Raw genomic sequence first — 24,950 nt, 5'->3', positions numbered from 1 at the left:
CGGGCGCCGGCGGCGGACAAGAACGATTCAGGATCAGTCGTTCTGTACTTTTTCCAGGTCTTTCTTGAACTGGTTCAACAGGTCCTGGCCACCCTGGCCAGCCATTTCGATGAACTTCTTCTCAACCTGAGGAGCTCTGTCCTTGAAGGCTTTGATCTGCTCTTCATTCAGGCGGGTGACAGTAACCTCGTCACTGCTCTTCTGGATCTTTGCGAGCGCTTCATCTGCCAGGCCGTCGATGTGAGTGATGATCTCTTCAAAGGCATAATCTGCTGCGTCCTGAACAAGCTTCTTGTCTGCATCGGACAGGCCATCGTAAAAGTTCTTGTTGGCCATCGCGGCGGTAGTGAACCAGCCGTGACCGGTGAAGACGAGGTTGGGTGACACCTCATACAACCCGCCGGACTCGATCCAGAAAATCGGGTTTTCCTGGCCATTAATCATGTTGGTCTGCAGAGCGCCGTATACTTCACCCCAGGGCAGTGGCGTTGGTGTTGCGCCAAATGCAGAGTAGGTTTCCGACAGAAGCGGGTTGGTCATAACCCGGATCTTTTTGTTCTGCAGCTCCGCGGGCGTGGTGATTGGCTCATCCAGCGTGATCACGAACTCGCCTTCCGGATACATTTGCAGAAGCTCCAGGCCCTTTTCAGCGTAGAGTTTCGGGAAGTCTTCGTTGATTGCCTTACTTTCACGGAAGAACTCGATGACCGTGTCCATGTCGGTAGGCATCAGGTAAGGAATGAAAAAGATCTGCGCTTCAGGAATCAGGGCGCCTGTAAAACCGGGTGACTGGTTTACAAAGTTCAGAATGCCCGCCTGAGTCTGTTCCATGATGTCATCGGATTCACCGAGCTCACCAAAACGATACACCTGCAGAGTGTGATCGGAGTTATCTTCGATGTATTCCTTGAATTTGTATGCGTATACGTCTTGTACGTCGCCTTCGTATTCTTCGTGGGCATAGCGCCAGTTGGCCGCGTTCACGGAGTTTGCTGCGGTCATTGCCGCGAATGCGAACGCTGAAATTCCGGCCAGTTTCTTGAATTTGCTCATGCTGCTCATCGGGTTTTCTCCGTTCGTTTTTCTTCAGACATTTATTGTTACATTATTAAAGACTGGCAAAACTTGGCGACTTTCGCAAGAAATTGGCCCTTTTGGTTTGTTTCTGTCCAGTCTTTGCTCAATGGATTCCTGCCCTTGAAAGAAACATCCGGAACTCTTCAACGATTCGGTCGAGGCTGTTTTCCAGGCGGTGGCCATCGGCCAGCATCAGCGCCGGAAGCGACTGTTGACGGGCAAGCTCGACCACTGGCATGACAGGCACAATGTCATCATCCCAGCCGTGAATGATCTGTACGTGGCTTGCCTGGATGTGCGGGCTGGATTGCGGGTAGTTCGGAAGCGCCAGTGCCGGAGCCAGCAAAAAGCACCCGAGAACCGGCACCTGGGCGCTGAACTGGGCGCACACCCAGCCCCCCATGCTGGAACCGGCCAGAATGATATTTTCCGGTGCTGCGCCGCTGCCGGCAATGGCATCCTGCATCTGGGTGAGACGAACCGCGGGGTCTTTACTGCTCCTGTGGTCTACGGCGTATGCCCGAACCCTGTCGGAAGTCTCTGCCAGGGTTTTCAATGCCTGGATTTTGGTTCCGCCGGGGCCGCTCTCCATTCCGTGGGAAAGGAAAATATGAATTGTGCTCTGTTCTGCCATGGGTCAGTCGTTCCAGGGTTGGTCTGTCAATCTCATGGCATGATGGGCAGGCCTTTTCCGCCTGTCCAGTTTCGTGCCTGAGCCACTGTGCTGTTTTGTGCGTAATATTGGTCGGATTAGGCGAATCAATAACCGGCTAAAAATAACTGGCTAAAAAGAGTACCTGGAGTATGAGATCACCCAAGCGAAATACCCGTCATGCGCCCCTGATGTTCGGCGCTCTGCTGATCAGTGCGTTGGCAACCGGCAATGCAGGGGCGGCAGAGTGTCCTGCTTTTCTTGATCATGACCAGCGAAAACTCCATTCCAGTACTTCGGTTAACCTGTGTGACATTGCGGCAGGCAAGCCCATACTGGTCGTCAATACCGCAAGCCATTGCGGCTATACGGGGCAGTTCGCCGGGCTGGAAGCGCTGCATAAAAAATACCAGACGGAAGGGCTGGTTGTTGTAGGTTTTGCCAGCGACGATTTCAGGCAGGAGGCGGCTACAGAATCCGAGGCCGCGACTGTGTGCTTCAAGAATTTCGGGGTTACTTTCACCATGATTGCCCCGGGCCCGGTGACCGGCGCGGATGCTAACCCCGTCTTTCAGGAGATCATTGCGCAAAGTTCTGCACCGCGTTGGAACTTCACAAAGTACCTGATTGATCAGGACGGCAGAGTGGTGAAGTCTTTCCCGAGTCGCACACGCCCGGATGACCCCGAGCTCGTCAGGGCAGTAGAGTCGCTGCTCTGATTCGGTTCCGGACCAGCACCGGCTCAGTGTCGCGTTTTCTCGAGGATGCTCAGGGCATGACGGCGCTTTTCCGGGTCATGGATATCCACGGTAAACATCACCTCATCCACCGTTACGCTCGCCAGCAATTCATCAAGCTGGTTCCGGATGGCCGCGGCATCGCCGAGTAGCTGAAGCGCCAGGAAATCTTTCACTCCGGCCCGTTCACCGGCATTCCACAGACCATCCATTGACTCAACGGGCGCCTTCATCCACAGAGGTTGGCCTCTGAAGAGTGCGAGAATGCGCTGGTAGCTTGTGGTTGCCAGATGCTTTGCCTCTTCCATGGTATCGGCAGGTACGGCGGGAACCGCAAGAATGGTGTAGGGCCGCTGAAGCTGTTCGGAAGGCTGGAAATTATCCCGGTAAATCTTCAATGCTTCCCGGTAAAGACGCGGGGCAAAGTGCCCGGCAAAGGCATAGGGCAAGCCCCGCATGGCCGCCAGCTGCGCGCTGTAGAGACTGGAGCCCAGAAGCCAAATGGGCACGTTGGTTCCGGCGCCGGGAATGGCCTTTACCGCCTGGCCGGGTTGCAGAGGGCCCAGCAGCGACTGCAGCCGTGCAACGTCTTCCGGGAACTGTTCTGCACCCAGGCCATCCCGGCGTAAGGCGCGAGCTGTTATCGGATCTGTACCTGGTGCCCGGCCCAGGCCGAGGTCAATTCGCCCCGGGTAGAGGCTTTCCAGCGTGCCAAACTGCTCGGCTATTACCAGGGGCGGGTGGTTGGGCAGCATTACGCCCCCGGAGCCAACCCGGATAGTTCGGGTTTTACCGGCTATGTGACCGATCAGTACCGATGTGGCGGAGCTGCTGATGCCCTCCATATTGTGGTGTTCTGCCAGCCAGAAACGCTTGAAGCCGAGAGTTTCGGCATGCTGGGCATAGGCCACGCTGTTGGCCAGGGTGGCGCCCACGGAATCGCCCTCGCAAACCGACGCGAGTTCCAGCAATGAATAGTCAGGATAGTGGCTCATGAAGCTCCAAAGGTTCTAATTGGCTATTGCAGGTGCCGGCATTGATGCACCGGCAGTCGCCGGCTTGAATGGCATGATGCTAGGATAACATCTGAAGCGCTCTCTGCCCCGGGCCGTTTCAGAATGGCAGAGACCCCGTAACGCCAATTACTGTGAAGGATATCATTGTGCAGCAAAGCGCCTACTACGAAGATGACACCACCCTGGCCCAGTATCTGGAGTTCCATTTTGGCGAACAGTGGCACGGAGAAGCGAACTTTCCCCGCGGGCTTGCAAAGGTAGCCATTGATGCAATGGACGGTCGAACGCCCGGGCGTGCTCTGGATATAGGCTGTGCCTGTGGTCGCACCAGTTTTGAGCTGGCCCGGATTTTTGCCCATGTGGATGGCATCGACTTTTCCACCAAATTCGTGGAGCAGTGCCAGCTGATGGCCCGCGACAAGATCGTTCGCTACGCCCGCCCTGAAGAAGGGGCGCTGGTAAGCTATCAGGAGCGATCTCTGGCGTCGCTCGACCTTGAGGATACCGCAGAGCGGGTGGCCTTTCATCAGGGCGACGCCTGCGATCTGAAGCCGGAATTCACAGGGTATGATCTGGTGCTGGCAGGTAACCTCATTGATCGGCTCTACGATCCTTCCCTGTTTCTGACACGCATTCACGAACGGCTGAACGACGGCGGGCTGCTGCTGATTGCTTCGCCTTACACCTGGCTGGAAGAACACACTCCGAAAGAGAAGTGGGTGGGTGGCTTCCAGAAGGACGGGGAGGATTACACCACCCTTGACGGCCTCAAAGACATGCTGGCGCCACATTTCACCCTGTTGCTTGAATCCCGAAGCCTGCCGTTTGTTATCCGCGAAACGCGAAACAAGTTCCAGCACAGCTTCTCGGAATTAACAGTCTGGCAGAAAATCAGCGCCTGATAGCGCTGTTTACTGCATTTTAAAGCCCTTTTGCTGCAGGAAGCCTTTCATGTGCGGCCGCAGTTTGCTGGTAAACAGGGGCTTGAGCTGCTCCGACCAATTTGTGTCCTTGTTGCCGCCGGTGCGCTCCAGGTAGTACTTGTTCATGGTCTTGTCGAAGTCTGCTATCCGGGCCTCGTCCTGCTCATCCTGGTAATAATCTTCCTTGAGAATGGTTTCTGTTGAGAGTCGGGGTTTGACCTCAGGGTTCTGGTCAGGGTAGCCGAGGCACATCCCGAACACCGGATATACGTGCTCAGGAAGGCGGAGAATCTCGCTGATCTCGGCCGGGTTATTCCGGATGCCACCAATGTAGCAGAGGCCCAGGCCTTCAGACTCAGCGGCAATCGCGACATTCTGGGCCATGAGCGCAGTGTCAACGCTGGCAACCAGCAGCTGCTCTGTTGTGCCGCGAACCACGTCTGCTCCTGCTCTTTGTGCTGCGCCTGTGGAGCGTTTCATATCAGCGCAGAACACCAGAAAATCCGAACATTCCGCAATGTATATCTGCCCACCGGCGAGTTCTGCAATCTTCTGACGGTTTTCCGGATTGATCACGTGGATCACGGAGTAAGCCTGGATGTGGCTCGATGTGGCCGCACTTTGTCCGGCTTGGACCAGCTCCATGAGTAGCTCAGGGGAAATCTTCCGGTCTGTGAACTTACGGATAGAGCGATGGGATTTCAGTAGTTCAATAGTCGGGTTCATGGTCACTCGCCTGTTTCGTAGTTTGCGGCAATGAATGTTGAAGGCTTACGGGCGGATGAGCAAGGTGGATCCGGTTTTTCGGGTTCGCGCAGTTACTGGCCTGAAAAAGCAGCTGGCCGCTTGGCGAGGAATGCCGATACACCCTCTGCGAAGTCTGCTGTTTCGGCAATTTTCAGAAACGCCTGCCGCTCGGCTTCCAGATGAATGTCCAGAGGGGTTCCATTGGCACCATCAATCAATCGGCGGAACGCCCCAAAAGCCTGTGTCGGCCCATTGGCAATTCGATTGATGGTATCCGCCAAAAGCCCATCAAACGTGCTTTCCGGTGATGTTTCGGTCACCAGGCCAAACTGCTTTGCTTCGATTGCGCTCAGGGTTCGCCCGAGCAGCATCATTTCTGCAGCGCGTGCAGATCCGATTTTGTTGGCCATAAACCAGGTTCCGCCGCAGTCTGGTACGGCACCTATACCGTTGTAACCTATCAGAAAACGAGCGTTTTCCTCCGCTACGATGATGTCTGCCATGAGGGCGATACTCAGCCCTGCGCCTGCGGCCGCACCTCTTACAGCGGAAATTATTGGTGCATCCATACTCCGTAGCAGAAGAATCGCTTCATTAAGTGGCACGAGCAAGCCATTGATGACATCTCTGGTCTGTTCCCGTGTGCCGGCCATGCTGGCGACATCGCCACCCGCCATGAACGCCCTCCCGGCACCTGTCAACGCAATGCAGCGTAATCCCGGTTGCTCGCTTAGTGCTTTCACCGCATCAAGGAATGCGTCCGCCATGTTGATGTTGATGGCATTGAGAACGGTGGGGCGATTGAATGTCAGGGTGGCTACGCCGGTTTGTTCATCAAACGCGGAGATTAAGGGGCTTTCGGTCATGGTTGTGAAGTCCGTCGCTGAGAGTCTTTAGTTAATTGTTCGGTAACTATAGAACAGAGTCTCTTGGTTTTTATGGCGGGAATAGGCTATTTTAAATCGGGTCAGCGAAATCAGCCTGACGTTTACGTAAACAATAACAACCATAATCTGCCGATGTGCGGGGAATAATGTCCAGTATCCTCGAAGTCAATAATCTTTCGCTCTCGTTTGGTGGTGTGAAGGCATTGCAGGATGTCAGCTTCCGCGTGCCGGAAAATACCGTTACCACGGTGATCGGCCCGAACGGCGCCGGTAAGACCTCACTTTTTAACTGTATCTCCGGCTTTTACAAACCTCAGCAGGGCACCATCCGCTATCAGGGTAAGGAGCTTGGAGGTACGAAGCCTCCTGTCCGGGCCGCCCTGGGGTTGGCGCGTACCTTCCAGAACATTGCCCTGTTCCGCGGCATGACGGTGCTCGACAATATAAAGCTTGGTGCCCACGTGCACATGAAAAGCGGCCTGTTGGGATCACTGGCGTATTTCGGTGCGGCGCGCCGTGAAGAAATGGCCGTGCGCCAGGAAGTAGAGCGCCACATCATCGATTTTCTGGAGATCGACCACATACGGCGCCAGCCGGTAGCAAGCCTGTCTTATGGGCTCCAGAAACGGGTGGAACTGGCCCGTGCGCTGGCAATGCGGCCAAAGGTACTGATGCTGGATGAACCTGTGGCCGGCATGAACCGTGAAGAAAAAGAGGATATGGCCCGGTTTATTCTGGACATCCGGGAAGAGTGGGGCGTTACGGTGCTGATGGTTGAGCATGACATGGGCATGGTCATGGATATTTCCGATCACATCGCCGTGCTTAACTTCGGGCAGGTGATTGCTGAGGGGGTACCCTCGGAGGTGCAGAACAATCCACAGGTAATAGAAGCGTATCTGGGCACCAGTGATATGGACAGCCTGCGCAAGAAGCTTAACCCCGACCGCGAGGTGGCCTGAATGGACTGGTTGTTTTTCGGGGAAATCAGTCTTGCGGGTCTGGCCATGGGTGGTCTTTATGCCCTGATCGCGCTGGGTTTCGTGATCATTTACAAGGCTACCCGGGTTATCAACTTCGCTATCGGCGAAATTATGATGTTCGCGGCCTATCTGTTTCTGGCTTTTGCCGGAGGCATGGAAATGTCGCCCTGGGTAGCTCTGCCGCTGGCGGTGCTTGGTGGAAGCGTGCTGGGTGGCGTGATCGAAAAAGTCATGATCCGCCCGATGCTGGGCGAATCGTCTATTTCGGTGGTTATGGTCACTATCGGTATCGCCAGTATTCTGGTGGGAGTGGTAGAGATGATATGGGGCGCCGACCCTCAGCTTTTGCCGAGTTTCTTGCCCCGCAAACCGGTGTTCATTGGTGAGATGTATCTGGCGCCCAAGATTGCCTACGGCTTCCTTATTGGTGCTGCGGTGCTCATCATTTATCTCCTGTATTTCCGCTTTTCCCGTGGCGGCGTCGCACTGCGGGCAACAGCTTCCGATCAGGCCGCGGCCTACTCCATGGGCATTAACGTGCGCCGGGTATTCAATCTGGCATGGGTGTTTGGCTCGCTTGCGGCGTCGCTTGCGGGCGTTCTGGTGGCGGCAACCGGTGGTCTCAGCCCGCAGTTCGGCGCTATCGGCCTTAGTGTACTGGTGGTGGTGATCGTTGGTGGGTTGGACAGTATTGTCGGTGCATTGATTGCCGGTGTCTTTATTGGCTGGCTGGAAACGGTGGCAGGCGCATATCTGGGCGGCGAGTATCGTATGCCGGCTACCTTCGCGGTGCTGGCCGTCATTCTTGTTTTCCGCCCCTACGGCCTTTTTGGCACCCACGAAATAGAGCGAGTGTAAGATGCGCATCGGTGACGCCAAACAGAGTTATGAGGCCGACGAGGCTATCCTGACCAGTTCCACACAGAAAATCTGGTTCGCGCTTTTCCTGCTTGCGCTTCTGTTGTTCCCCTTTATGGCAGACGCCTATCTGTTGTACCTGGGTTGTCTGGTAGGTATTGCGGTTATCAGCACCACGGGCCTGAACATTCTCACCGGTTTTACCGGCCTGATTTCTCTTGGGCAGGCGGGCTTTATGGGGGTGGGTGGTTACACAGTGGCCTGGTTGTCCGCGAACACGGGGTTACCTTTTCCGGTCACGTTGTTGCTGGCCGGGCTGCTTGCGGCTGCGGTCGGTATTCTTGTCGGGCTTCCGTCTCTCCGGGTAAAAGGCCTGTATCTGGCGATTGCCACTTTGGCTGCCAGTGTGTTCCTGCACTTTATCTTCGCTGAGTGGGAGTCTGTAACCGGTGGTATGGGCGGGATGAGCCTGGAGCCGGCGCACCTGTTCGGGCTGACGTTTCAGAGCGATTTCGGGATGTACTTCATCATTGTGCCCCTGGCGGTACTTATGGTGCTTGCCGCCAGGAATGTGTTCCGTACCCGCATCGGCCGGGCGTTTATCGCGATCCGGGACAGGGATATTTCGGCGGAGATTCTTGGCATTAATCTACTGCATTACAAGTTGATGTCCTTCGCGCTCAGTTCATTTTATGCCGGCGTTGCCGGTGGTCTGTTTGCTTATTTTTTCCGGGTTGTTACACCGGAAAGCTTCCCGCTCTCCATGTCCATTTTCTACCTGGCAGCCGTTATTGTTGGCGGCATGGGCAACCTGCTGGGCGGCATACTCGGTGCGGCTTTCATGACGCTGATTCCGGAAATTCTCAAACTGCTCACTACCGCTCTGACACCGTTTTATCCGAATGCACCGATATTCATGTCACCGATGCTCGAAATTATTTTCGGTGCACTGATTGTCGGTTTCCTTATTTTTGAACCGCATGGGCTGGCGGAGATCTGGCACCGCATACGGCGCTTTTTCAGTTTATGGCCCTTCAAGAACTAGTGGATTTAACAACAAGAAGCCGCAAGGAGAAGAAACATGTTCAAAAGCATTCTCAACAAGGGCCGCAGGCTCGCAGGTATCGGCAGTGTTGCTGCTGCTCTGGTGGCAGCGGCGCCCGTGATGGCACAGGATAAAGAACCCATTGTATTCGGTGGCTCTATCCCGCTGTCTGGTGTATTCGCCTTTGCCGGCGTGCACCTGCACGCTGGCCTGACGGACTACACAAGCTGGATCAACAGCGAGGGCGGCATTAATGGTCATCCGGTGAAGTATGTGATGGAAGATACCGGCTATGAAGTAGACCGCTCTGTAGCCGCCTTCAAGAAAATTACCGGCAGCAATACGGTCCCGGTTTACTACGGTGACAGCACCGGGTTCATGAAAACAATTGCCTCAGAACTGAACAGCAGGGGCTCCACGCTGATGAGTGGCGCGTCTTTTGCGACCGCGCTGACGGACAATGAACAATACCCGTACCAGTTCATTCCCGGCCCGAACTATAGCCAGATGTTCGGCATCATCCTTGAGTACATTGCGACCCAGGGCAAAGATGGCGATATGCCTACTGTTGCTTTTGTATACAGCGATACCGAATTCGGTAAGGACCCCATCGAAAACGGCAAGGCCAGAGCCGCCGAGATGGGTATCGAAGTGGTAGAGGAAATTGTTACCAAGCCCGGCAGTGTGGATGTGTCTGCAGAAATACTGAAGCTGCGCCGGGTGCGCCCTGATTTCGTTGTGTTCCACGGTTATGTGTTGTCGCCGATCAACGAGTTCATGGTGCAGATGCGGCAGATGGGCCTGGATACCCAGTTTATGGGTACCTTCTGGTCCAGCGACAAGCTGATCATAGACAAGATGGGTGCGGACGCTGATGGTTATATGGGTGTTATGCCGTACAACTATTATGACAGTGCTGAAGGCGGCCCCGTGCTGGACGCACTGCGCGCCACAGCTGAAAAGAGCGATCCGGATGCCGGCTACCGTCCGACCGGTTACATGCAGGGCTGGTTTAACGCGATGGTCTGGACCGAGGTGATCAAGCGCACCATGGATGCGGGCAAGGAACTGACCGGTGAAAACATGGCTGAGTCTCTGGCTTCTATCAAGGACTGGGATACCGGCGGCATTATCGGTATTCCGGTCACGGTGCAGGACATGTCGTTCCCGGTGGGTAGAATCTGGCGTGTAAACGCGAAAGAAGCCCGCTATGAGCCGGTATCCGACTGGATTCACCTCGACTGAGACGCTGTATGGAAGCCTTGCTGGAAATCGATAACATAGAAGTGGTTTACAACAAGGCGGTGCAGGTTCTCCGGGGCCTGTCACTGCGTGTTCCCCGTGGCGCCATTGTGGCGCTGCTGGGTTCCAACGGCGCTGGCAAGTCCACGACACTGAAAAGCGTGTCCGGGCTGCTGGCCCTGGAGGACGGCGAGGTGACCGCCGGCGAGATCCGCTTCAAGGGCCGCCCCCTAAAAGGGATAGCCCCTGAAAGACTGGTTCGCGACGGCCTCTTTCATGTCATGGAAGGGCGGCGCGTATTTGAAGACCTGACCGTTGAGGAAAATCTCGTTGCGGCAACCTACGCACTCAGCGGGCGCAAGACGTCACTGAGTGATTCCTACGAGCTGGTCTATGACTATTTCCCACGCCTCAGAGAGCGCCGTAAGCAGCTTGCGGGCTATTTGTCCGGCGGCGAACAACAGATGCTTGCACTTGGCCGTGCGCTGATTGCCCAGCCGGAACTGATCATGCTGGATGAGCCCTCTCTGGGCCTGGCCCCGCAGCTGGTTGAGGAAATATTCACTATTATTGCGCGGATAAACCGGGAGCAAGGTACGGCAATACTGCTGGTGGAGCAGAATGCGGCCGTGTCTCTGGCCATCGCTTCATACGGCTACATTATGGAAAACGGCAAAATCGTGATCGATGGCCCGGCAGAAAAACTTTCATCCAATGAGGATGTTCAGGAGTTTTATCTGGGCGTTGGTGGCAAAGAAGGTGAAGCCCGCAGTTACCGGGACATCAAACACTATAAGCGTCGTAAGCGGTGGCTGTCATGACAACACCGCAAATCCGTGATTTGACACTTACTCAGATGCTCAGGGCGCATGCGAAAGAGCGCCCCGGGATGCTGGCGCTCAGGCAGAAAGATTTTGGTATCTGGCAGGCCTGTTCCTGGCAGGACTATTACCAACGTGCGCGGCACTTTGGCCTGGGCCTGCGTGCGCTGGGTCTTTCCGAGGGTGGCCATGTCGCCATTCTTTCGGAGAACCGGGTGGAGTGGGTTATCGCCCAGATGGGCATAGGCCTGGTAAAAGGAATCTGTGTGGGAGTTTATCCCACCAGCCCCTGGAATGAAGTGGCCTACGTGCTTGAACACAGCGACGCAGAAATGGTGGTGTGTGAAGATCAGGAACAGACCGACAAGGTTCTGGAAGCCTGGCCCCAGCTGCCGCAGCTCAAACACAATATTGTTATTGACCCGAAAGGTTTGCGGTCTTATTCCGAGCCACCATCGTCGTTCGAAGACATCGAGAACACGGGGCGGGAATTCGAGAAAAGCCATCCTGAGCTGATTGACGAACTGCTCGACAGCCAGGAGATGGACGATATTGCCCTGATGATTTACACCTCGGGCTCTACCGGCCGACCCAAAGGTGCGATGATCAGCTGGGGCAATCTGCACGCTGGTGCGCCCGGGCTTGTTGAGCTCCTGGGCGTGGATGAGCACAGCACCAGCTTGTCCTACCTGCCGTTATGCCATGTGGCAGAACAGGCCCTGACCAATATTGCGCCTGTCTATGTGGGCAGTGCAGTAAGCTTTGGTGAAAGCCTGCGCACGATCCAGGAAGACCTTCGCGAAATTGCACCGACGTTTTTTCTGGGCGTTCCGCGGATCTGGGAAAAGCTCCATTCCTCCATCTACATCAAAATGCAGGAGACCGGGCGTTTTCGGCAGATGCTTTTTGATCGTGCCATGAAAGCCTGTGAGCCGATGGCGACAAAGCCCAAAGCACAGTGGAGCCTTGGTGAGCGGCTTACCTACAGCGTCTACTACTGGCTGGTATTCCGCGCTTTGCAGAACTTTATCGGACTGCGCCGTTGCACCATCGCGCTGACCGGTGCGGCTCCTATCTCAACGGGCATTCTCAAGTTTTTCCGAACCCTGGGTGTGCCCCTTGTTGAGGTTTTTGGCCAGACCGAGAGTACGGGTGTGGCAACAGCTCAGCGTCCGGACAATGTTTGCCTTGGTACTGTGGGAACGGCTGTTTCCGGGCTTGAGGTGGCGCTTGGAGAACATAACGAAATCATCATGCGAGGGGGCATGGTGTTCAAAGGCTACTACAAGAATGATGAGGCCACAGAAGCTACCCTCAGGGACGGCTGGTTACACACTGGCGATGTTGGCGAGTGGCAAGAGGGACAGCTGAGAATTGTTGACCGGCTCAAAGACATCATGATCACTGCCGGAGGCAAGAATCTTTCGCCCACGGAGATTGAAAATACGATCAAGGCGAGCCCTTACATCAAGGAGTGTATTGTTATCGGTGAGGCCCGTAAGTATGTCTCGGCGCTGATTCAGGTAGATTTTGAAACTGCCGCGAAATGGGCGGAGCAGGAGCGGATTGCCTACACTACGTTCCGCAGCTTGACGGAGCACGAAAAGGTTCAGGAATTGATTCAGGCGGAGGTAACCAGGGGCAATGACAGCTTGCCACAAGTGGCGCAGATCAAGCGTTTTCATCTGCTGAACAAGGAACTGGACCACGATGATGACGAGGTAACTGCCACCATGAAAGTGCGCCGGAGTAAAATCTATGAGAAATATGCGGATGTGATCGAAACGCTGTATAGCTGACAAGCATCGAGTCAGCGCTCAGTGGTAAAAGATACGATAAATATCAAACCTGATCGTTTGCGAACGACCTGGGTCAAGTCGACTTGATAGAAGCCATGGTTTGCTGGGCTCACTATGATTGATAATGTCCGCCCCAAACTTTTGAGCCAGCTATCATGACTGAAAATCACAGCTCCGAAAAATTACCGGCCCGGCCGGGCCTCCTGAGTTGCTATGCCAGCCCTGGCATCTTCAAAACAGTGGTACTGATCATGTCTACTGTTTTTACTCTGGCATTCAGCACGTTTGCAAGCGCAGCTGAATCCGGCGCCCAGAGCCTTACCCATCATCCGGTGGGTTATCTTGCCATTATTATCTTCGTCATTGCCTATGCGTTCGTGATGCTTGAGGAAAAGCTGCACCTGCGCAAATCCAAACCGGTGCTACTGGCTGCTGGTCTTATCTGGTTCCTGGTTGCCGGTGTGGCAGCCATGAATGGCGATACCGAAAGCGCCAACGAAGCCTTGAAGCACAACCTGCTGGAATACTCTGAACTTTTGCTGTTCCTGCTTGTGGCGATGACCTACATAAACGCCATGGAAGAGCGTCAGCTTTTCGATGCGCTTCGTGGCTGGCTGGTAAGCAAAGGTTTCAGCTATCTCAGCCTGTTCTGGATTACCGGGCTGTTGGCATTCTTCATCTCACCTATCGCTGATAATCTGACTACTGCCTTGCTGATGTGTGCGGTACTGATGAAAGTGGGCGAAGACAGCCCGCGCTTTATAGGTATTGGCTGTATTAATATTGTGATCGCTGCAAACGCCGGCGGTGCGTTTTCTCCGTTTGGTGACATCACAACGTTGATGGTCTGGCAGAAGGGCGTGGTCGAATTCACCGAGTTCTTCAGGCTGTTCATACCTGCCGCGGTCAACTTCCTGGTGCCAGCCATCATCATGAGTTTTGCTGTTCCCAGTGAGCCGCCAAAGGATGCGTCGGAGCCGGTGATCATGAAGCGAGGCGCCCGTCGTACCGTTGTGTTGTTTCTGTTGACAATCACAACTGCGGTGCTGGGACACAACTTCCTGCATCTGCCAGCCGTAGTCGGCATGATGATGGGGCTCGCTTATTTGCAGTTTCTCGGTTACTACCTGCAGCGCAGTTTCAAGCGTGGGGTCGCCCGTGAACGCGTCTGGGCTGAAAACCACCAGAATACCCGCCTGCTGGAACGGCTCGATAAAGCAGTACCTTTCGATATCTTTAACCCGATGGCCCGCACGGAGTGGGATACGCTGCTGTTTTTCTACGGGGTTGTGCTGTGTGTTGGCGGGCTTGGTTATATTGGTTATCTGTCTGAAGTTTCCCAGATCCTGTATCAAGACTGGAACGCGACCGGTGCCAACATTGCCGTCGGTGTTATATCAGCGATTGTTGATAACATTCCGGTTATGTTCGCCGTACTCTCAATGGAGCCCGACATGTCCCACGGGCAGTGGCTGCTGGTTACGCTCACTGCGGGTGTTGGTGGTTCCATGCTGTCAATCGGTTCAGCAGCCGGCGTTGCCCTGATGGGACAAGCCCGGGGCTACTACACCATCATGTCACACTTGCGCTGGACGCCGGTCATCATGCTCGGTTACGTAGCCTCCATTGCAACGCATATGTGGATTAACGCAAGCCTTTTCTGACGCTCTTTATACGGAGCCCGCTCAGGGCTCCGTAGTTTATCGGGCTCTGCCTGGCCCGGTTTTCAGCGCATGGCTTTGAGTGCCGTAGCCCACTTCTCCATCTCTTCCAGCATCGCTTTGCCTTCGAAAAGCCTGATCAAAAGCTCTAAAACAGATCATTTCACGAATCCGTCAGTGCTGTTTTCTATGCTCTGAACGCCCTGTGGCACAGTGCTTTAAAGAAATTGCACAAAGGTTCTGTATTTCTGGCTAACGCTTATTCTCGCTTTGCCTGGTTCCCGGGAATAGTGTTTTCGGCGTGCGCCGAACCTTTCACCGGTAAGGCGCCTGCAAAAACAAACAATAAGCAAGCAGGTAATACCATGCGTCAGAAAGCAAAATTCTCGAAGATTTTCACAATTTCAGCGATCGCCAGCGGATTGCTGCTGGCCGGTTGTGGCGACGACGGCGAAGACGGAAAAGATGGCAAGGACGGTGTTGCCGGAGATGCCGGACAGAGTGTCGTTGTCTCAACCACCTCTGGATTTGCGATTCCTGAAACTGCCATCTTTGTGGCGCCGGATGCAGAAAGTGGCGATGACATTACCGAGGCGCTTTCCCTCGCCTTGTTTGATATTCAAGAAGATGCATTGGTCGTGCTCCCGAAAGGGCGCTTCATGGTGACGGAAGGCATTGTCGTTAACAGCGCGCGCGGGCTTACGATTACCGGCCATGGTATCAACGAAACCATCCTGGATTTCAGCACATCCAATGGTGATGACGCGTTTCGTTTCCAGGGTGGAAATGGCATTACCGTACGCGACCTGGGAGTCTATGAGGCGCCCAAAAACGGTATCAAAACGACCAACGTAAACGGTATCCACATCACCTACACCGCCACCGTATGGGAAGGCGAGCTGGAAGCAAACAACGGCGCTTACGGCTTGTATCCGCTCAAGAGCCAGAACGTGCTGATGGAGAACAATTACTCCTATGGCTCGGCTGATGCGGGAATATATGTGGGGCAGTCAGAAAATATTGTAGTGCGCAACAATACCGCCAAGAACAACGTAGCCGGGATTGAAATCGAAAATTCCAGCATGGCCGATGTTTACAACAACCTTGCGGTTGGAAACTCGGGCGGTATTCTGGCGTTCGACCTGCCGGGGCTGGAAAAGGCCTATGGTGGCAACGTGCGCATCTTCAATAACCAGATTTACGCGAACAACGCGGACAACGTGGGTGCCGGTGTGGTTGGTGCTGTACCACCGGGTACCGGCGTGATTGTGCTTGCCGCCAGTGATGTAGAAATTTACAACAACCAGATTACCGACAACGACACCACCGCCGTTGCGATCACCAGCTACTTTCTCATCGATGACAAGGTGGCGGATTATCCGGCCGGTTATGGTGCAACTATGGCGGACGGCTGGAGCCCGACGCTGAAAAACGTCTACCTGCACGACAACACCATTGCCCGAAATGGCAGCAACCCGCGAGGTGATCTGCTGGCACCGATTATCGGTGGTTATACGTCCGGCATGAACAGTTCCCAAATGGCGCAGACCTTCCCGGCCATTTTGTACGACGGTATTGGTGAGCTGTTATCAAATCTCGGCGCCCAGGGCATTGGGGGTTTCAATGGGATTGTCGGATCAGAAGCCGCCGCTGATGGGGTTAATTACGATCCGTATGGTCCCGATGACCTGATTTGTGCGAACAGTAATATCAATGGTAATCCGGCGCCAGAGTATGAAGAGGTCAACACGGGCGTGGTTTATCCGGTCAATCCAGCGGATGCCACGTTCGACGGCGGCGGCACCCCTGAACCACAACTGCTGATCGATCAGATGGTCAACAACACCTACCTTAACTGTGTCCAGCCGCGCCTTGCGCCAGCGAAAGTAAACTTCAAGAACAACATATACGGCTGCACCGGGGATGATCTTGCGGAAGCGGCTTGCGCTCTGTAATCAGGCTCTCTGAGCTGTTGGCCACATTGAAATAATCAATAACGGCGTGTCGCCGGGCAAGCTTGCCCAGGCGACACGCCGCTGCACGAGAGCATTACCTATGAGAAATAACAACAAAGCGACAGCGGCGATTCTTACTACGTCTCTTCTTCTGGCAGCGTGTGGTGGGGGCGGCGGAGATGATGGTGGAGATGATGTTGGTGGTACACCCCCGCCAGTGGGCAGTGCCCTGAATGCAGGGGCCGGTTCGCCGACGGGTACAGAGGGCAGTTGCAGCGCGACGACCGCCGGAGTTAACTGGGATGCGTTGATGACAGAGATATGCCCCAAACTCTCGGACTACAATCTGTTTGTCGATGCTACTGATCCAACGGCCGGGCCAACCCGGGGTGGCGTTCCCTATGATCTGTCTACCGCCTTGTTCTCTGATTACACCAGCAAATACCGTTTTATATTCGTGCCCGAAGGCGAAACGGTCAGCTATAACGCGTCCGAAGTGCTGGATTTTCCGGTAGGAACCGTCATCACCAAAACCTTTGCGCTGCCCGTCAATACGGCCATGCGTGATGGTGAAGAACTGGTTATTGAAACCAGGCTGTTGATCCACCGCACGGATGGGTGGTTTGCGCTGCCCTATTACTGGTCGTCAGATTCCGATGCGACTCTGGCCATTGCAGGCAAACGTTTGACGGGTCTCACCACGATTAACAATCAGGGTCAGCAGATTGCGTTTGACTATGCGGTACCGAAGGCTGCGGATTGCTCATCCTGTCACTCGATCGTGCCAGACCTGGCGGGTTCGGGAGACGAGCGTGAGCAGATCTTCCTGCCTATTGGTCCCAAGGCGCGTTATCTTAATAATGACCATTCCTATGCAGACGGTACAGTATACAACCAGCTTCAGTACTGGTCTGAGGGCGAACTGCTGACCGGCCTGCCGCTCAATCTGCAGGGTGTCGAACAGGCGCCGGTATTCAATGATCAGGTGCCTGTCGATGCGCTCAGCGCCAACGAATTGAATGACGCAGCGCGGGCCTACCTCGACATTAATTGCGCCCACTGCCATCGTGCAAACCTGACGTTGCCGGCTGATTACGCAGGGCCTGCCGGGAGCAGCGGTGTGCAGCTGGAATACAACCGGATTTATGCGGACTCTCCCGGCAAGTTTGGCGTGTGTAAGGAGCCGATTGCGGGGGGCAAGGATGGCTATCCATACGACGTGATCCCGGGCAATCCGGATGACTCCTACTTGTTGTTCCGTATGACAACCCTTGATAGCCGCCACAAGATGCCGGAACTGGCTCGCAATACTGCGCACCTGGAAGGAACGAGGCTGATTCGTAGCTGGATTGATCAGTTGCCTTCCGCCAGCTGCTCACCCGCTCCATAACGAGCTGTGCCATGCCCGGATGGTTCCGGGCATGGCCATTGGCAAAGCGTGAAAGTGCAGAGAGCTGAACGTGCGGTCAGTGGGCCGCATGTTCCTGGCGAAACTCGGTTGGCGTTGATTGTTTGATTTCCCGGAACGCCCGGTTGAATGAACTCAGGGATCGGTACCCGACATCGAGGGCAATATTAAGAACAGGAGTGTCCGGGTCCGTAATCAGTCGCTTCGAGGCCTCAGCAATCCGGAGCTGGTTGATGTAGTCGTTGAAGTTACGATAACCCAGATGCTTGTTGATCATAGCACGAGTACGATATTCCGGCAGGTCGAGTTCTCCGGCCAGCATTTTAAGAGTCAGATGCTCCGTGCGGTGATAGCCTTTCGCCATCAGGTTGGCAAGGCGATTTGCATGTTCGTCCTGGAAGTCGGTCTGGTTGGTAGCTTCGTCAAGTTGCGGGTTCTGTTCAGCCTTGGTGTGTGGGGTCAGTCGACTCTGGAACGACAGTTCACTGAACCGGCCCTGTAACAGGAAGGTAGCTACTGCAATGCCAGCAATGGAGACCACCAGAGCCCGGTTAATAGCGTGAGCAATGCCCAGGTTAAATGCCAGTGCAACCCAGAGCACGGCGATGCCCGCAATAAACAGAACGAGAGCACGGAGTTTTCGACGCGGTTCTACAAGGTCGGCCGGCCAATCCGCAAGAACAACCCAGAAGCCGTTAGCGATAATAATGAATTCAAACAGTTCACCCAGTTCCCAGCCAAAAAAGAGCAGCCAGCCTTCAGCGTTCTGATGGCTGGAAAAAATCCTGGCAATTCCGGGGGCAACCACGGTGTAGAGCGCCATCGCGCTCCATATCGAAAACGGGTTCAGGCGCTGACGAAATGTGACCTGGCATAGCAGCCAGAACAAGGCGGGAAGCATGCCCTGCAGGTTCAGGGTAAGCCAGTGCCAGTGAACCGGTGCGAGCGGGTGGAGCAAAAAACCGAAACTGGCAATGAGAAAAACCGCGAACACCCTTGCTGCGGATGAGCGGTGTAACTCACGGGTTGTTGTAATCAGGAGAATGACCAGGCAAGCCAGGCCAAAACCGGTCAGAATCAACATGCTTGGAAAACTCAGCGCTATTATTGTTGTTTGCTTTAAACGGTTGCAAACATGTCACTCCGACGTGTCCCTGTCAATTGCGACAGGCGGTGCGCAGCAGCCAGAGGGGCTAGGCGTTGAGGGTTCGTGTCAGCCTCTTCAACAGTTCGATATTCTCAATCCGAGACCTTCAGCACTACCGCATGACCTTCTTCGTTGCTCAATCCCAGCTTGACCACGCTGCCCGGCTTGGTGCCCAGCAGTGCAAGGCCGAACGGTGAACCTATGCAGACATCGTCTTTGTCTGCTTCGGGGCAGGAACTGGAGTCTGTTAACCGGAATGTAAGTTCCGAAGAGTCCAGGCAGTTAATCAGCGTGACGGTACTGCCAATCAATGCTGTGTTTTTCGGCGCAACAAAGGGGTTTCTGTAAATTTGCCCCAGTTTCATATTCAGCGTTTTGATATCACGTGAACCCAGGTTAAAACCTACATTCATCATCATGTCAGTATCTCTGCCTGCTAAAAATATTCGTTTTGTTACTGGTGCCACAAACGTTTAGTCGATTGTGTTCTTGAAAAGATATCAGGAAGCTCGCGAGCACCGTATGGCGGGGCTCGCCGACTAATGGAAAGTAATCGAAAGGGGAAATAAAGAAACCATAGAGAGCTCCTTCACTGAGGCTGCCGGCACCATAGCACCTTTGGATTTAAAGGCAAGGATGCGGCGGATTATGGCATTAAAGTTCAGGAAAGGGCTGGGGTGAGGGATTAAGGGTGTATGAAGCGTCTGCTGATTCACCATCGATTTGGCTTTGCATACGCAGGCTGTTGAGCAGAACGCAGAGGCTGCTGAGTGACATGGCTATGGCGGCAATAACCGGCTGGACCCAGCCCATAACCGCCAGTGGAATGACCAGAGCATTATAGCCCACGGCCCAGAACAGGTTCTGGTACATGAGCCTGCGTGCTCGCTGCGCTAACTGCAGAGTGGCGGGCACCCTGGCGATGCTTTCCGTGAGATACACCGCCGCAGCTGCACCGGTGGCAGATGCGGCATTGCCCACGGCAATACCCAGCCTGGCGCCTGCCAGTGCCAGGCCGTCGTTGAGGCCGTCGCCTACAAAGACGGCGGGGGTCTGCCTTTCAAGATTGTCGATAAAGCTGTGTTTCTGTTCGGGGGAGTACCCCGAGAGCACGTGCTCAGGTGCAATACCAAGGCGCCTGGCCAGATCGAGACAGGCATTGCGCGTATCGCCGCTGAGCAGATAGATGGTATAGCCCTGGCGGATCAGCTGGCGGATCGTGGTTGCCGATTCCGTCCTGAGGGTTTCCTGAAATCCGATTTTACCCGCATAAAGACCGTTGCAGGCAAGGTAAACACTCATTCCGGTATCTTCCGTGGATGGTACCTCGACGCCTTGCTCCCGTAGCCATCTGGCGCGCCCGGCAAGAGCAATATTTCCATCGTTTACCCAGCGTGTTCCGGCACCGGCAAAGCTTTCCCGTGTTCCTTCGGGGGCGGGCGCAAGCGGCGAAGTCATCTTTGCCATCAGGCCCCTGGCAACCGGGTGCGCCGATTCCCGGAGTGTATCCTGCGCCAGTTGCAGCAATTCGCTTTCTGTCCACTGGCCGACCGGCGTAATACTGTTTACGCCGGGCTCGCCCGTGGTTAATGTGCCGGTTTTGTCGAAAACAATTGCGCCCACTTCGGCGGCGGCCTCAAGGGCGGCCGGATCCTGCAAGACAATGCCGTGACTGACCATATTGGCGTGGCCCATGGTGATGACCAACGGAATGGCAAGGCTGAGCGCGCAGGGGCAGCTGATGATCATAACCGCCAGTCCACGGGCTGCAGCCTCCGGCGCGGGAACATCTTGAACAAGCGCAAGCCCCACGGCCAGAAAGGCTGCGATCACAATAACGGGTAAAAGAATGCGGGCAATACGGTCAGTCAGGCGTTGCAGGGTGGTTTTGCGGCTGAGCAGGGCGCTGATGGAGCGGGATAACCGGTCAATGCGGCGTTGGCCGGTGCTGGCGGTGATGATCAGTTCAAGCTCGCCTTCAATCAACTCGCAGCCTGCAAGCAACTCTGACCCTGGCCCAAGCGCCTGAGGCATGTGCTCGCCGGTCAGCATGGACAGATCCGCGTGGCCATGTCCGTGGATTATCTTGCCATCCAGAGCGAGTTGTTCTCCGGCCTGAAGAATTATGTGCTGGCCGGTTTCAACATCCGTTGCAAGTCGGGCTTCGATTTGGCCGTCAGGGGTTTTGAGGTTGACCTCCTCAGGTACATCCTGAAGATAGCGGCGAATGATTTCCGAGGCGCGTCGGCGAACGCTGGTATCCAGCAAACGTGCGATCAACTGGAAGGTGATCAGCATAACGGCGGCGTCAAAGTACACATGGTAGCTACCGGAGACGAGCTGCCATGTGGATATGATGCAGGCTGCAAAAACCGCCAGAAAGATCAGACTGTCGAGGCCCGGCGCACCGGCCAGGAGCGTGCGCCAGCCTACGCGATAGAAGTGTGAGCCGGAATAGAGCACCACCGGTGCGGCGAACAGGCCGCTGGCCAGGGCTAAGGGCCATAGGGCTTCCGGCTCTACGGCACCGAAGGATGCCAGATAAACCAGCACCGCCGGCATCATGCTCCACATGCCGAAGACGACGGCAACCGCTAACCGCCTTTGCAAATGCTTGCGTACCGACTCCGCCTGGAGTTTGCTACGGTCAGGATCAACTGATCTGTGCAACCGGTAACCCAGGCGGGCGACGGCTTGTTGAAGGCTGGCTAACGAGGGTTTCTCTGTGTCCCAACTAATCATCGCCACGTCTGCCGCGAAATTAACGGCAGCGTCACTGACCCCTGGTTGTTTCTTCAGCAGGGCTTCAACGGCAATCGCACAGCTGCCACAGCGCATCCCTTCAATCATCAGGATGTCTTGATTCTGTTGCTCCTGCGTTGTGCTTCCGTTGTTGGCGGTCATCTCAGGGCTCCCCGAAAACCTCCTTGAGGTCCTCGGCAGACCAGTCCTTGCGATCGCCGAAGCGTTCTTTGTGTTCGGTCACTGTCGCCGGGTCAATCTCGCCTGCGCTGTTGCCCCACTCGCTGCGGGCATAACTCAAGACAGCGGCCAGTTCGGCGTCAGAAAGGGTGCCACCAAATTTGGGCATAACGCCCTGGAAGCTATTGCCTGCCACCTCGATCTTGCCTTGCAGTCCATCGTGCACGATGGCCACCGGAATGGCCGCATTCGAAAGCAGCCATTCGCTCCCTGCCAACGGCGGAAAGGCACCCGGTACACCCTGCCCGTTTGCCTGATGACAGGCACTGCACTGGGCGCTGTAAATGGCCTTGCCGTCGGGCTTTGTGGCCGCTGTGTTGCCAGCAGGCTCTGAACCCCCTGAACTCCCAGTACCGCTGCTGGCGGCAGAGTTGTCCGCAGGTTGTGATTCTTGCTGCAGTGTGGCTACCGCTGAGCGGCTGTCACCACCCAGCATCGGCTTGCCAATCTGCCAGGCGTAATAGCCAACGCCCCAGACAATCAGTATGGCAATCCAGGCCAGTACAACCTTCGGGATTGCGCGTGTGCCTTCCTCTGGTTCAGGCGATTCACGGAATTGAGCGCGATGATCATGCGGGTTCATGGCGCGCGGTTCTCCTTTGGCTCATCGGATTTTGGCAGTTTTTTCGGCAAAGTCGGTGCCGGGTAGGTGTGGTCAAGGGCGAGCATGTACTCCGCCAGCGCCAGTGCGTCGTCGGTGGCGACAATGGTCCCGGATTCCGGACCGTAGGGCGGTGGTATGTTCACCACCTTGTCGCCTTCTGCCGGCTCGTCCACATGCCGGAACAGGAAGGGGTACGACGGCATGATGCTGCCTTTGATGATTGCTCTCGGGTTGTACAGGTGCATCAACTGCCAGTCGATACTCGGCTGGCGAGCGCCTATGTTGAACAGGTCCGGGCCGGTGCGCATGGTACCCAGCAGGTGCGGATCATCGTAGGCGTAGTCCCCCGGCACCGACGGGCGGCCCCAGCCCCTTTCTTTGTCCCCGGGCGCAAAGCCCGGGTCCCGGGGTTGCTGGCTGTGGCAGTAAACGCAGCCATTGGCAATGTACACCTGCCGGCCACGCTGTTGCTGTTCCGTGTAAGGCTTGAGGTCCGGCGGAACCTGTTCTGCGGACATTTGCAGGTAGGGCATAACCACCAGCGTAAGCGTGGCCAGCAACAGAATAAGCGCTGCGCCGACCATAATGGCGAGAGCACGTTTCATTGAGTGGTCTCCTTGATAACTTGGCGGAAGAGGGTCGGCTGCTCAGTGGCAGCGCCACGATGCATTAACATGGCGATGAAATGGAACGCGAACACCAGGTGCCCAAGGGTCATCAGCGCACCACCGAACGTACGGGCCTGAAGTGCGGGCAGTGTCATGCGCACTATGTCCATGAAGGGCATTTTGGCATCGAGCAAAGCCAGGCCCTGTTTCCAGCCGCCAACGGTGAGGGACACCACGTAGATCAGGATGCCTGCGCTCACCAGCCAGAAGTGCAGGCTGATCAGCCTGCGCCAGGGCCATTCCCAGTTGGTGAGGCGAGGCATAATGAAATACACGGCGCCAAACAGGATAAAGCTTAAGAAGGCGTACATGCCGAGGTGGGCATGGGCCACGGTGTAATGGGTAAAGTGGGTAATCACATTAATGCTGCGCAGAGCTTCCATGGAGCCCTGAAGCGAAGCCACGGTGTACATGAGCGCACCGATCCATACAAAACGCAGGGTTGGCGAGTCTTTCAGGCGGCCGAAGTTGCCCATCATGGTGCCGTGATGGTTGATGGCCACGGTAATCACCGGAATCGACATCATCACGCTGTGAACAATCGAGAGTGTGACCAGCCAGGTGGGTATGGGGCCGCCAATCAGATGATGAATGCCTACCTGGCTGTAGAACAGTGCCAGCGACCAGAAGCCGATGAGCGATAGCTGATAGGAAATAATCGGTCTACCGAGAATTTTCGGGATCATGTAGTAGGCAATGCCAATGCCGATGGGCGTTACCCATAGCCCGAGCACGTTATGGGCGAACCACCAGTTAACCGTAGCGCCGGATGCGCCGGGAAAGGCAAAGGGCAGGTTGGCAATCAGGAACAGAATGGGAAACCACACCAGTGCCGCCATCAGGTACCAGCTGGTCACGTACAAATGTTCCACCTTGCGGTTGGCGGCGGTCAGCAGCAGGGGAATGGCGCACAGTGCCCCGCCTACGACAAACAGAAGATCGATTTGCCAGGGAAACTCCAACCATTCCTCACCATCAGACAGGCCTAGCGTGATGGCGCTCAAACCCATCACCAGGCCGATATTCCAGATAAAACCACCAATAACAGCGTATTTACCGCCCGCCAGTGAGGTTTTGAACAACCTTGGAATCAGGAAAAGCGCCACACCAATGCCTGCCATGGACGCCCAGCCATAGGTAACGGCGTTCAGGTGTACGGGTCGAATCCGACCAAAGGTAAGAAACTCACTGGCCGCCAAGAACTCTGGCAGATGCATTTTGATGGAAGAGGCCAGGCCGAAAAACGAACCCAGAAGCAGCCAGAAAACGGAAGAGCTCAGCCAGGTCAACACGGCGGTTCTGGAGGACTGATCAGCTGTCCAGCGGGCCTCTATAGCTGCTGTCTGTTCGCTGGTATCGCCGGTGAAAGTCTGGTCGGCGGGCCGTGCAGGATCCTCGCTGTGGCCTTCCTCACCCGGAGAGAAGATAGTGCGTGCCGCAGCCTGACCATGGCTGAACTGATTGTTGGCGATAGACCAGATCAGTAGCAGTAAACCAACCGTGGAGAGCACGAAGGTGATGATCAGGAGAACGGCGATGGTAGGCGTCATAGTCTGTCCTGTTGATTCATTACAAATGCATCTTAATTAGAACTAAATATCAAATTCAATTTATAGCGGGATTTAAAAGAAGTATTTGTATTCGTTTATAAGGTAACGATGAGTCTCGATACAATAGCGCGACTGACGGGAATGAACGATGGTTGAAGTTGTTCTAAATCAAGTCCGGGCAGATGTAG

22 protein-coding genes are annotated in these 24,950 nt (G+C 55.2%); 11 read left to right on the top strand and 11 right to left on the bottom strand.

Annotated features, from left to right (window positions below; all coding sequences use genetic code 11):
- Nucleotides 1-33: 33 nt before the first annotated feature.
- Entirely contained in the window at nucleotides 34-1,062 is a 1,029-nt protein-coding gene (dctP, locus tag ACN0RL_RS00250) for a TRAP transporter substrate-binding protein DctP (RefSeq protein ID WP_417512631.1), read from the bottom strand.
- Nucleotides 1,063-1,180: 118 nt separating this feature from the next.
- On the bottom strand, nucleotides 1,181-1,711 hold the full coding sequence (locus tag ACN0RL_RS00245) for a YqiA/YcfP family alpha/beta fold hydrolase (protein ID WP_417512630.1): 531 nt from the start codon (nucleotides 1,709-1,711) through the stop codon (nucleotides 1,181-1,183).
- A gap of 209 nt (nucleotides 1,712-1,920) precedes the next feature.
- Here ACN0RL_RS00245 and ACN0RL_RS00240 point away from each other — a divergent pair, with 209 nt between their 5' ends.
- Nucleotides 1,921-2,448 carry a glutathione peroxidase gene (locus ACN0RL_RS00240; RefSeq protein ID WP_417512899.1) on the top strand — a complete coding sequence of 176 codons (528 nt, stop codon included), beginning with the start codon at nucleotides 1,921-1,923 and terminating at the stop codon, nucleotides 2,446-2,448.
- Between the two features lie 23 nt (nucleotides 2,449-2,471).
- On the opposite strand, the gene ACN0RL_RS00235 is transcribed toward ACN0RL_RS00240, so the two are convergent.
- On the bottom strand, nucleotides 2,472-3,461 hold the full coding sequence (locus ACN0RL_RS00235; RefSeq protein WP_417512629.1) for an LLM class flavin-dependent oxidoreductase: 990 nt from the start codon (nucleotides 3,459-3,461) through the stop codon (nucleotides 2,472-2,474).
- 167 nt (nucleotides 3,462-3,628) lie between these two features.
- Between ACN0RL_RS00235 and ACN0RL_RS00230 the strand changes: the two genes are divergently transcribed.
- A complete protein-coding gene (locus tag ACN0RL_RS00230; protein ID WP_417512628.1) occupies nucleotides 3,629-4,384 on the top strand; it encodes a putative 4-mercaptohistidine N1-methyltransferase in 756 nt (251 codons plus the stop codon).
- 9 nt (nucleotides 4,385-4,393) lie between these two features.
- On the opposite strand, the gene nfsA is transcribed toward ACN0RL_RS00230, so the two are convergent.
- Both nfsA and ACN0RL_RS00220 read right to left on the bottom strand, forming a co-directional pair.
- A complete protein-coding gene (nfsA, locus tag ACN0RL_RS00225) occupies nucleotides 4,394-5,131 on the bottom strand; it encodes an oxygen-insensitive NADPH nitroreductase (protein WP_417512627.1) in 738 nt (245 codons plus the stop codon).
- A gap of 92 nt (nucleotides 5,132-5,223) precedes the next feature.
- A complete protein-coding gene (locus tag ACN0RL_RS00220; RefSeq protein ID WP_417512626.1) occupies nucleotides 5,224-6,018 on the bottom strand; it encodes an enoyl-CoA hydratase/isomerase family protein in 795 nt (264 codons plus the stop codon).
- Between the two features lie 167 nt (nucleotides 6,019-6,185).
- Here ACN0RL_RS00220 and ACN0RL_RS00215 point away from each other — a divergent pair, with 167 nt between their 5' ends.
- From ACN0RL_RS00215 to ACN0RL_RS00175, 9 genes are all read left to right on the top strand, one after another.
- A complete protein-coding gene (locus ACN0RL_RS00215) occupies nucleotides 6,186-7,001 on the top strand; it encodes an ABC transporter ATP-binding protein (protein ID WP_417512625.1) in 816 nt (271 codons plus the stop codon).
- Complete coding sequence (locus tag ACN0RL_RS00210) at nucleotides 7,002-7,880, top strand: branched-chain amino acid ABC transporter permease (RefSeq protein WP_417512624.1); 879 nt, start codon at nucleotides 7,002-7,004, stop codon at nucleotides 7,878-7,880.
- A gap of 1 nt (nucleotide 7,881) precedes the next feature.
- Nucleotides 7,882-8,925 (top strand): branched-chain amino acid ABC transporter permease, encoded by a 1,044-nt coding sequence (locus ACN0RL_RS00205; RefSeq protein ID WP_417512623.1) that lies wholly within the window; start codon nucleotides 7,882-7,884, stop codon nucleotides 8,923-8,925.
- A gap of 36 nt (nucleotides 8,926-8,961) precedes the next feature.
- Nucleotides 8,962-10,170 (top strand): ABC transporter substrate-binding protein, encoded by a 1,209-nt coding sequence (locus ACN0RL_RS00200; protein ID WP_417512622.1) that lies wholly within the window; start codon nucleotides 8,962-8,964, stop codon nucleotides 10,168-10,170.
- Nucleotides 10,171-10,178: 8 nt separating this feature from the next.
- A complete protein-coding gene (locus ACN0RL_RS00195; protein WP_417512621.1) occupies nucleotides 10,179-10,988 on the top strand; it encodes an ABC transporter ATP-binding protein in 810 nt (269 codons plus the stop codon).
- Nucleotides 10,985-12,787, top strand: coding sequence for an AMP-dependent synthetase/ligase (locus ACN0RL_RS00190; protein WP_417512620.1), 1,803 nt, complete (start codon nucleotides 10,985-10,987; stop codon nucleotides 12,785-12,787). The genes ACN0RL_RS00195 and ACN0RL_RS00190 overlap by 4 nt, the downstream gene beginning before the upstream one ends.
- 251 nt (nucleotides 12,788-13,038) lie before the next feature.
- A complete protein-coding gene (gene nhaD / locus ACN0RL_RS00185; protein ID WP_417512619.1) occupies nucleotides 13,039-14,451 on the top strand; it encodes a sodium:proton antiporter NhaD in 1,413 nt (470 codons plus the stop codon).
- A 362-nt stretch (nucleotides 14,452-14,813) separates the two neighbouring features.
- Nucleotides 14,814-16,403: a parallel beta-helix domain-containing protein gene (locus ACN0RL_RS00180; RefSeq protein ID WP_417512618.1), complete on the top strand. Its 1,590-nt coding sequence runs from the start codon at nucleotides 14,814-14,816 to the stop codon at nucleotides 16,401-16,403.
- A gap of 100 nt (nucleotides 16,404-16,503) precedes the next feature.
- The gene (locus ACN0RL_RS00175; protein WP_417512617.1) at nucleotides 16,504-17,793 is read left to right on the top strand and encodes an SO2930 family diheme c-type cytochrome; all 1,290 of its coding nucleotides are present in this window, start codon (nucleotides 16,504-16,506) and stop codon (nucleotides 17,791-17,793) included.
- A gap of 76 nt (nucleotides 17,794-17,869) precedes the next feature.
- Here the strand turns inward: ACN0RL_RS00175 and ACN0RL_RS00170 are convergent, their stop codons facing one another.
- From ACN0RL_RS00170 to ACN0RL_RS00145, 6 genes are all read right to left on the bottom strand, one after another.
- Nucleotides 17,870-18,895 (bottom strand): helix-turn-helix transcriptional regulator, encoded by a 1,026-nt coding sequence (locus ACN0RL_RS00170; RefSeq protein WP_417512616.1) that lies wholly within the window; start codon nucleotides 18,893-18,895, stop codon nucleotides 17,870-17,872.
- Between the two features lie 155 nt (nucleotides 18,896-19,050).
- Complete coding sequence (locus ACN0RL_RS00165) at nucleotides 19,051-19,377, bottom strand: GreA/GreB family elongation factor (RefSeq protein WP_417512615.1); 327 nt, start codon at nucleotides 19,375-19,377, stop codon at nucleotides 19,051-19,053.
- A 235-nt stretch (nucleotides 19,378-19,612) separates the two neighbouring features.
- Entirely contained in the window at nucleotides 19,613-21,862 is a 2,250-nt protein-coding gene (locus ACN0RL_RS00160) for a heavy metal translocating P-type ATPase (RefSeq protein ID WP_417512614.1), read from the bottom strand.
- A 1-nt stretch (nucleotide 21,863) separates the two neighbouring features.
- Nucleotides 21,864-22,523 carry a c-type cytochrome gene (locus ACN0RL_RS00155; protein WP_417512613.1) on the bottom strand — a complete coding sequence of 220 codons (660 nt, stop codon included), beginning with the start codon at nucleotides 22,521-22,523 and terminating at the stop codon, nucleotides 21,864-21,866.
- Nucleotides 22,520-23,149 (bottom strand): cbb3-type cytochrome c oxidase subunit II, encoded by a 630-nt coding sequence (locus tag ACN0RL_RS00150; RefSeq protein ID WP_417512612.1) that lies wholly within the window; start codon nucleotides 23,147-23,149, stop codon nucleotides 22,520-22,522. Before ACN0RL_RS00150 ends, ACN0RL_RS00155 begins: the two co-directional genes overlap by 4 nt.
- Nucleotides 23,146-24,762, bottom strand: coding sequence for a cbb3-type cytochrome c oxidase subunit I (locus tag ACN0RL_RS00145; RefSeq protein WP_417512611.1), 1,617 nt, complete (start codon nucleotides 24,760-24,762; stop codon nucleotides 23,146-23,148). Before ACN0RL_RS00145 ends, ACN0RL_RS00150 begins: the two co-directional genes overlap by 4 nt.
- Between the last annotated feature and the right edge of the window lie 188 nt (nucleotides 24,763-24,950).

Origin of the sequence: Marinobacter sp. (assembly GCF_048259445.1) — a bacterium.
In the GTDB taxonomy this organism is placed as follows: Bacteria; Pseudomonadota; Gammaproteobacteria; order Pseudomonadales; family Oleiphilaceae; genus Marinobacter.
This window is presented reverse-complemented; position numbering and strand designations above follow the sequence as displayed.

What these genes read in the sequence shown, in the direction of transcription:
- dctP (WP_417512631.1), bottom strand. Translation starts at nt 1,062, where the DNA reads ATGAGCAGCATGAGCAAATTCAAGAAACTGGCCGGAATTTCAGCGTTC.
- ACN0RL_RS00245 (WP_417512630.1), bottom strand. Translation starts at nt 1,711, where the DNA reads ATGGCAGAACAGAGCACAATTCATATTTTCCTTTCCCACGGAATGGAG.
- ACN0RL_RS00240 (WP_417512899.1), top strand. Translation starts at nt 1,921, where the DNA reads ATGTTCGGCGCTCTGCTGATCAGTGCGTTGGCAACCGGCAATGCAGGG.
- ACN0RL_RS00235 (WP_417512629.1), bottom strand. Translation starts at nt 3,461, where the DNA reads ATGAGCCACTATCCTGACTATTCATTGCTGGAACTCGCGTCGGTTTGC.
- nfsA (WP_417512627.1), bottom strand. Translation starts at nt 5,131, where the DNA reads ATGAACCCGACTATTGAACTACTGAAATCCCATCGCTCTATCCGTAAG.
- ACN0RL_RS00220 (WP_417512626.1), bottom strand. Translation starts at nt 6,018, where the DNA reads ATGACCGAAAGCCCCTTAATCTCCGCGTTTGATGAACAAACCGGCGTA.
- ACN0RL_RS00215 (WP_417512625.1), top strand. Translation starts at nt 6,186, where the DNA reads ATGTCCAGTATCCTCGAAGTCAATAATCTTTCGCTCTCGTTTGGTGGT.
- ACN0RL_RS00210 (WP_417512624.1), top strand. Translation starts at nt 7,002, where the DNA reads ATGGACTGGTTGTTTTTCGGGGAAATCAGTCTTGCGGGTCTGGCCATG.
- ACN0RL_RS00205 (WP_417512623.1), top strand. Translation starts at nt 7,882, where the DNA reads ATGCGCATCGGTGACGCCAAACAGAGTTATGAGGCCGACGAGGCTATC.
- ACN0RL_RS00200 (WP_417512622.1), top strand. Translation starts at nt 8,962, where the DNA reads ATGTTCAAAAGCATTCTCAACAAGGGCCGCAGGCTCGCAGGTATCGGC.
- ACN0RL_RS00195 (WP_417512621.1), top strand. Translation starts at nt 10,179, where the DNA reads ATGGAAGCCTTGCTGGAAATCGATAACATAGAAGTGGTTTACAACAAG.
- ACN0RL_RS00190 (WP_417512620.1), top strand. Translation starts at nt 10,985, where the DNA reads ATGACAACACCGCAAATCCGTGATTTGACACTTACTCAGATGCTCAGG.
- nhaD (WP_417512619.1), top strand. Translation starts at nt 13,039, where the DNA reads ATGTCTACTGTTTTTACTCTGGCATTCAGCACGTTTGCAAGCGCAGCT.
- ACN0RL_RS00180 (WP_417512618.1), top strand. Translation starts at nt 14,814, where the DNA reads ATGCGTCAGAAAGCAAAATTCTCGAAGATTTTCACAATTTCAGCGATC.
- ACN0RL_RS00175 (WP_417512617.1), top strand. Translation starts at nt 16,504, where the DNA reads ATGAGAAATAACAACAAAGCGACAGCGGCGATTCTTACTACGTCTCTT.
- ACN0RL_RS00170 (WP_417512616.1), bottom strand. Translation starts at nt 18,895, where the DNA reads ATGTTGATTCTGACCGGTTTTGGCCTGGCTTGCCTGGTCATTCTCCTG.
- ACN0RL_RS00165 (WP_417512615.1), bottom strand. Translation starts at nt 19,377, where the DNA reads ATGATGATGAATGTAGGTTTTAACCTGGGTTCACGTGATATCAAAACG.
- ACN0RL_RS00160 (WP_417512614.1), bottom strand. Translation starts at nt 21,862, where the DNA reads ATGACCGCCAACAACGGAAGCACAACGCAGGAGCAACAGAATCAAGAC.
- ACN0RL_RS00155 (WP_417512613.1), bottom strand. Translation starts at nt 22,523, where the DNA reads ATGAACCCGCATGATCATCGCGCTCAATTCCGTGAATCGCCTGAACCA.
- ACN0RL_RS00150 (WP_417512612.1), bottom strand. Translation starts at nt 23,149, where the DNA reads ATGAAACGTGCTCTCGCCATTATGGTCGGCGCAGCGCTTATTCTGTTG.
- ACN0RL_RS00145 (WP_417512611.1), bottom strand. Translation starts at nt 24,762, where the DNA reads ATGACGCCTACCATCGCCGTTCTCCTGATCATCACCTTCGTGCTCTCC.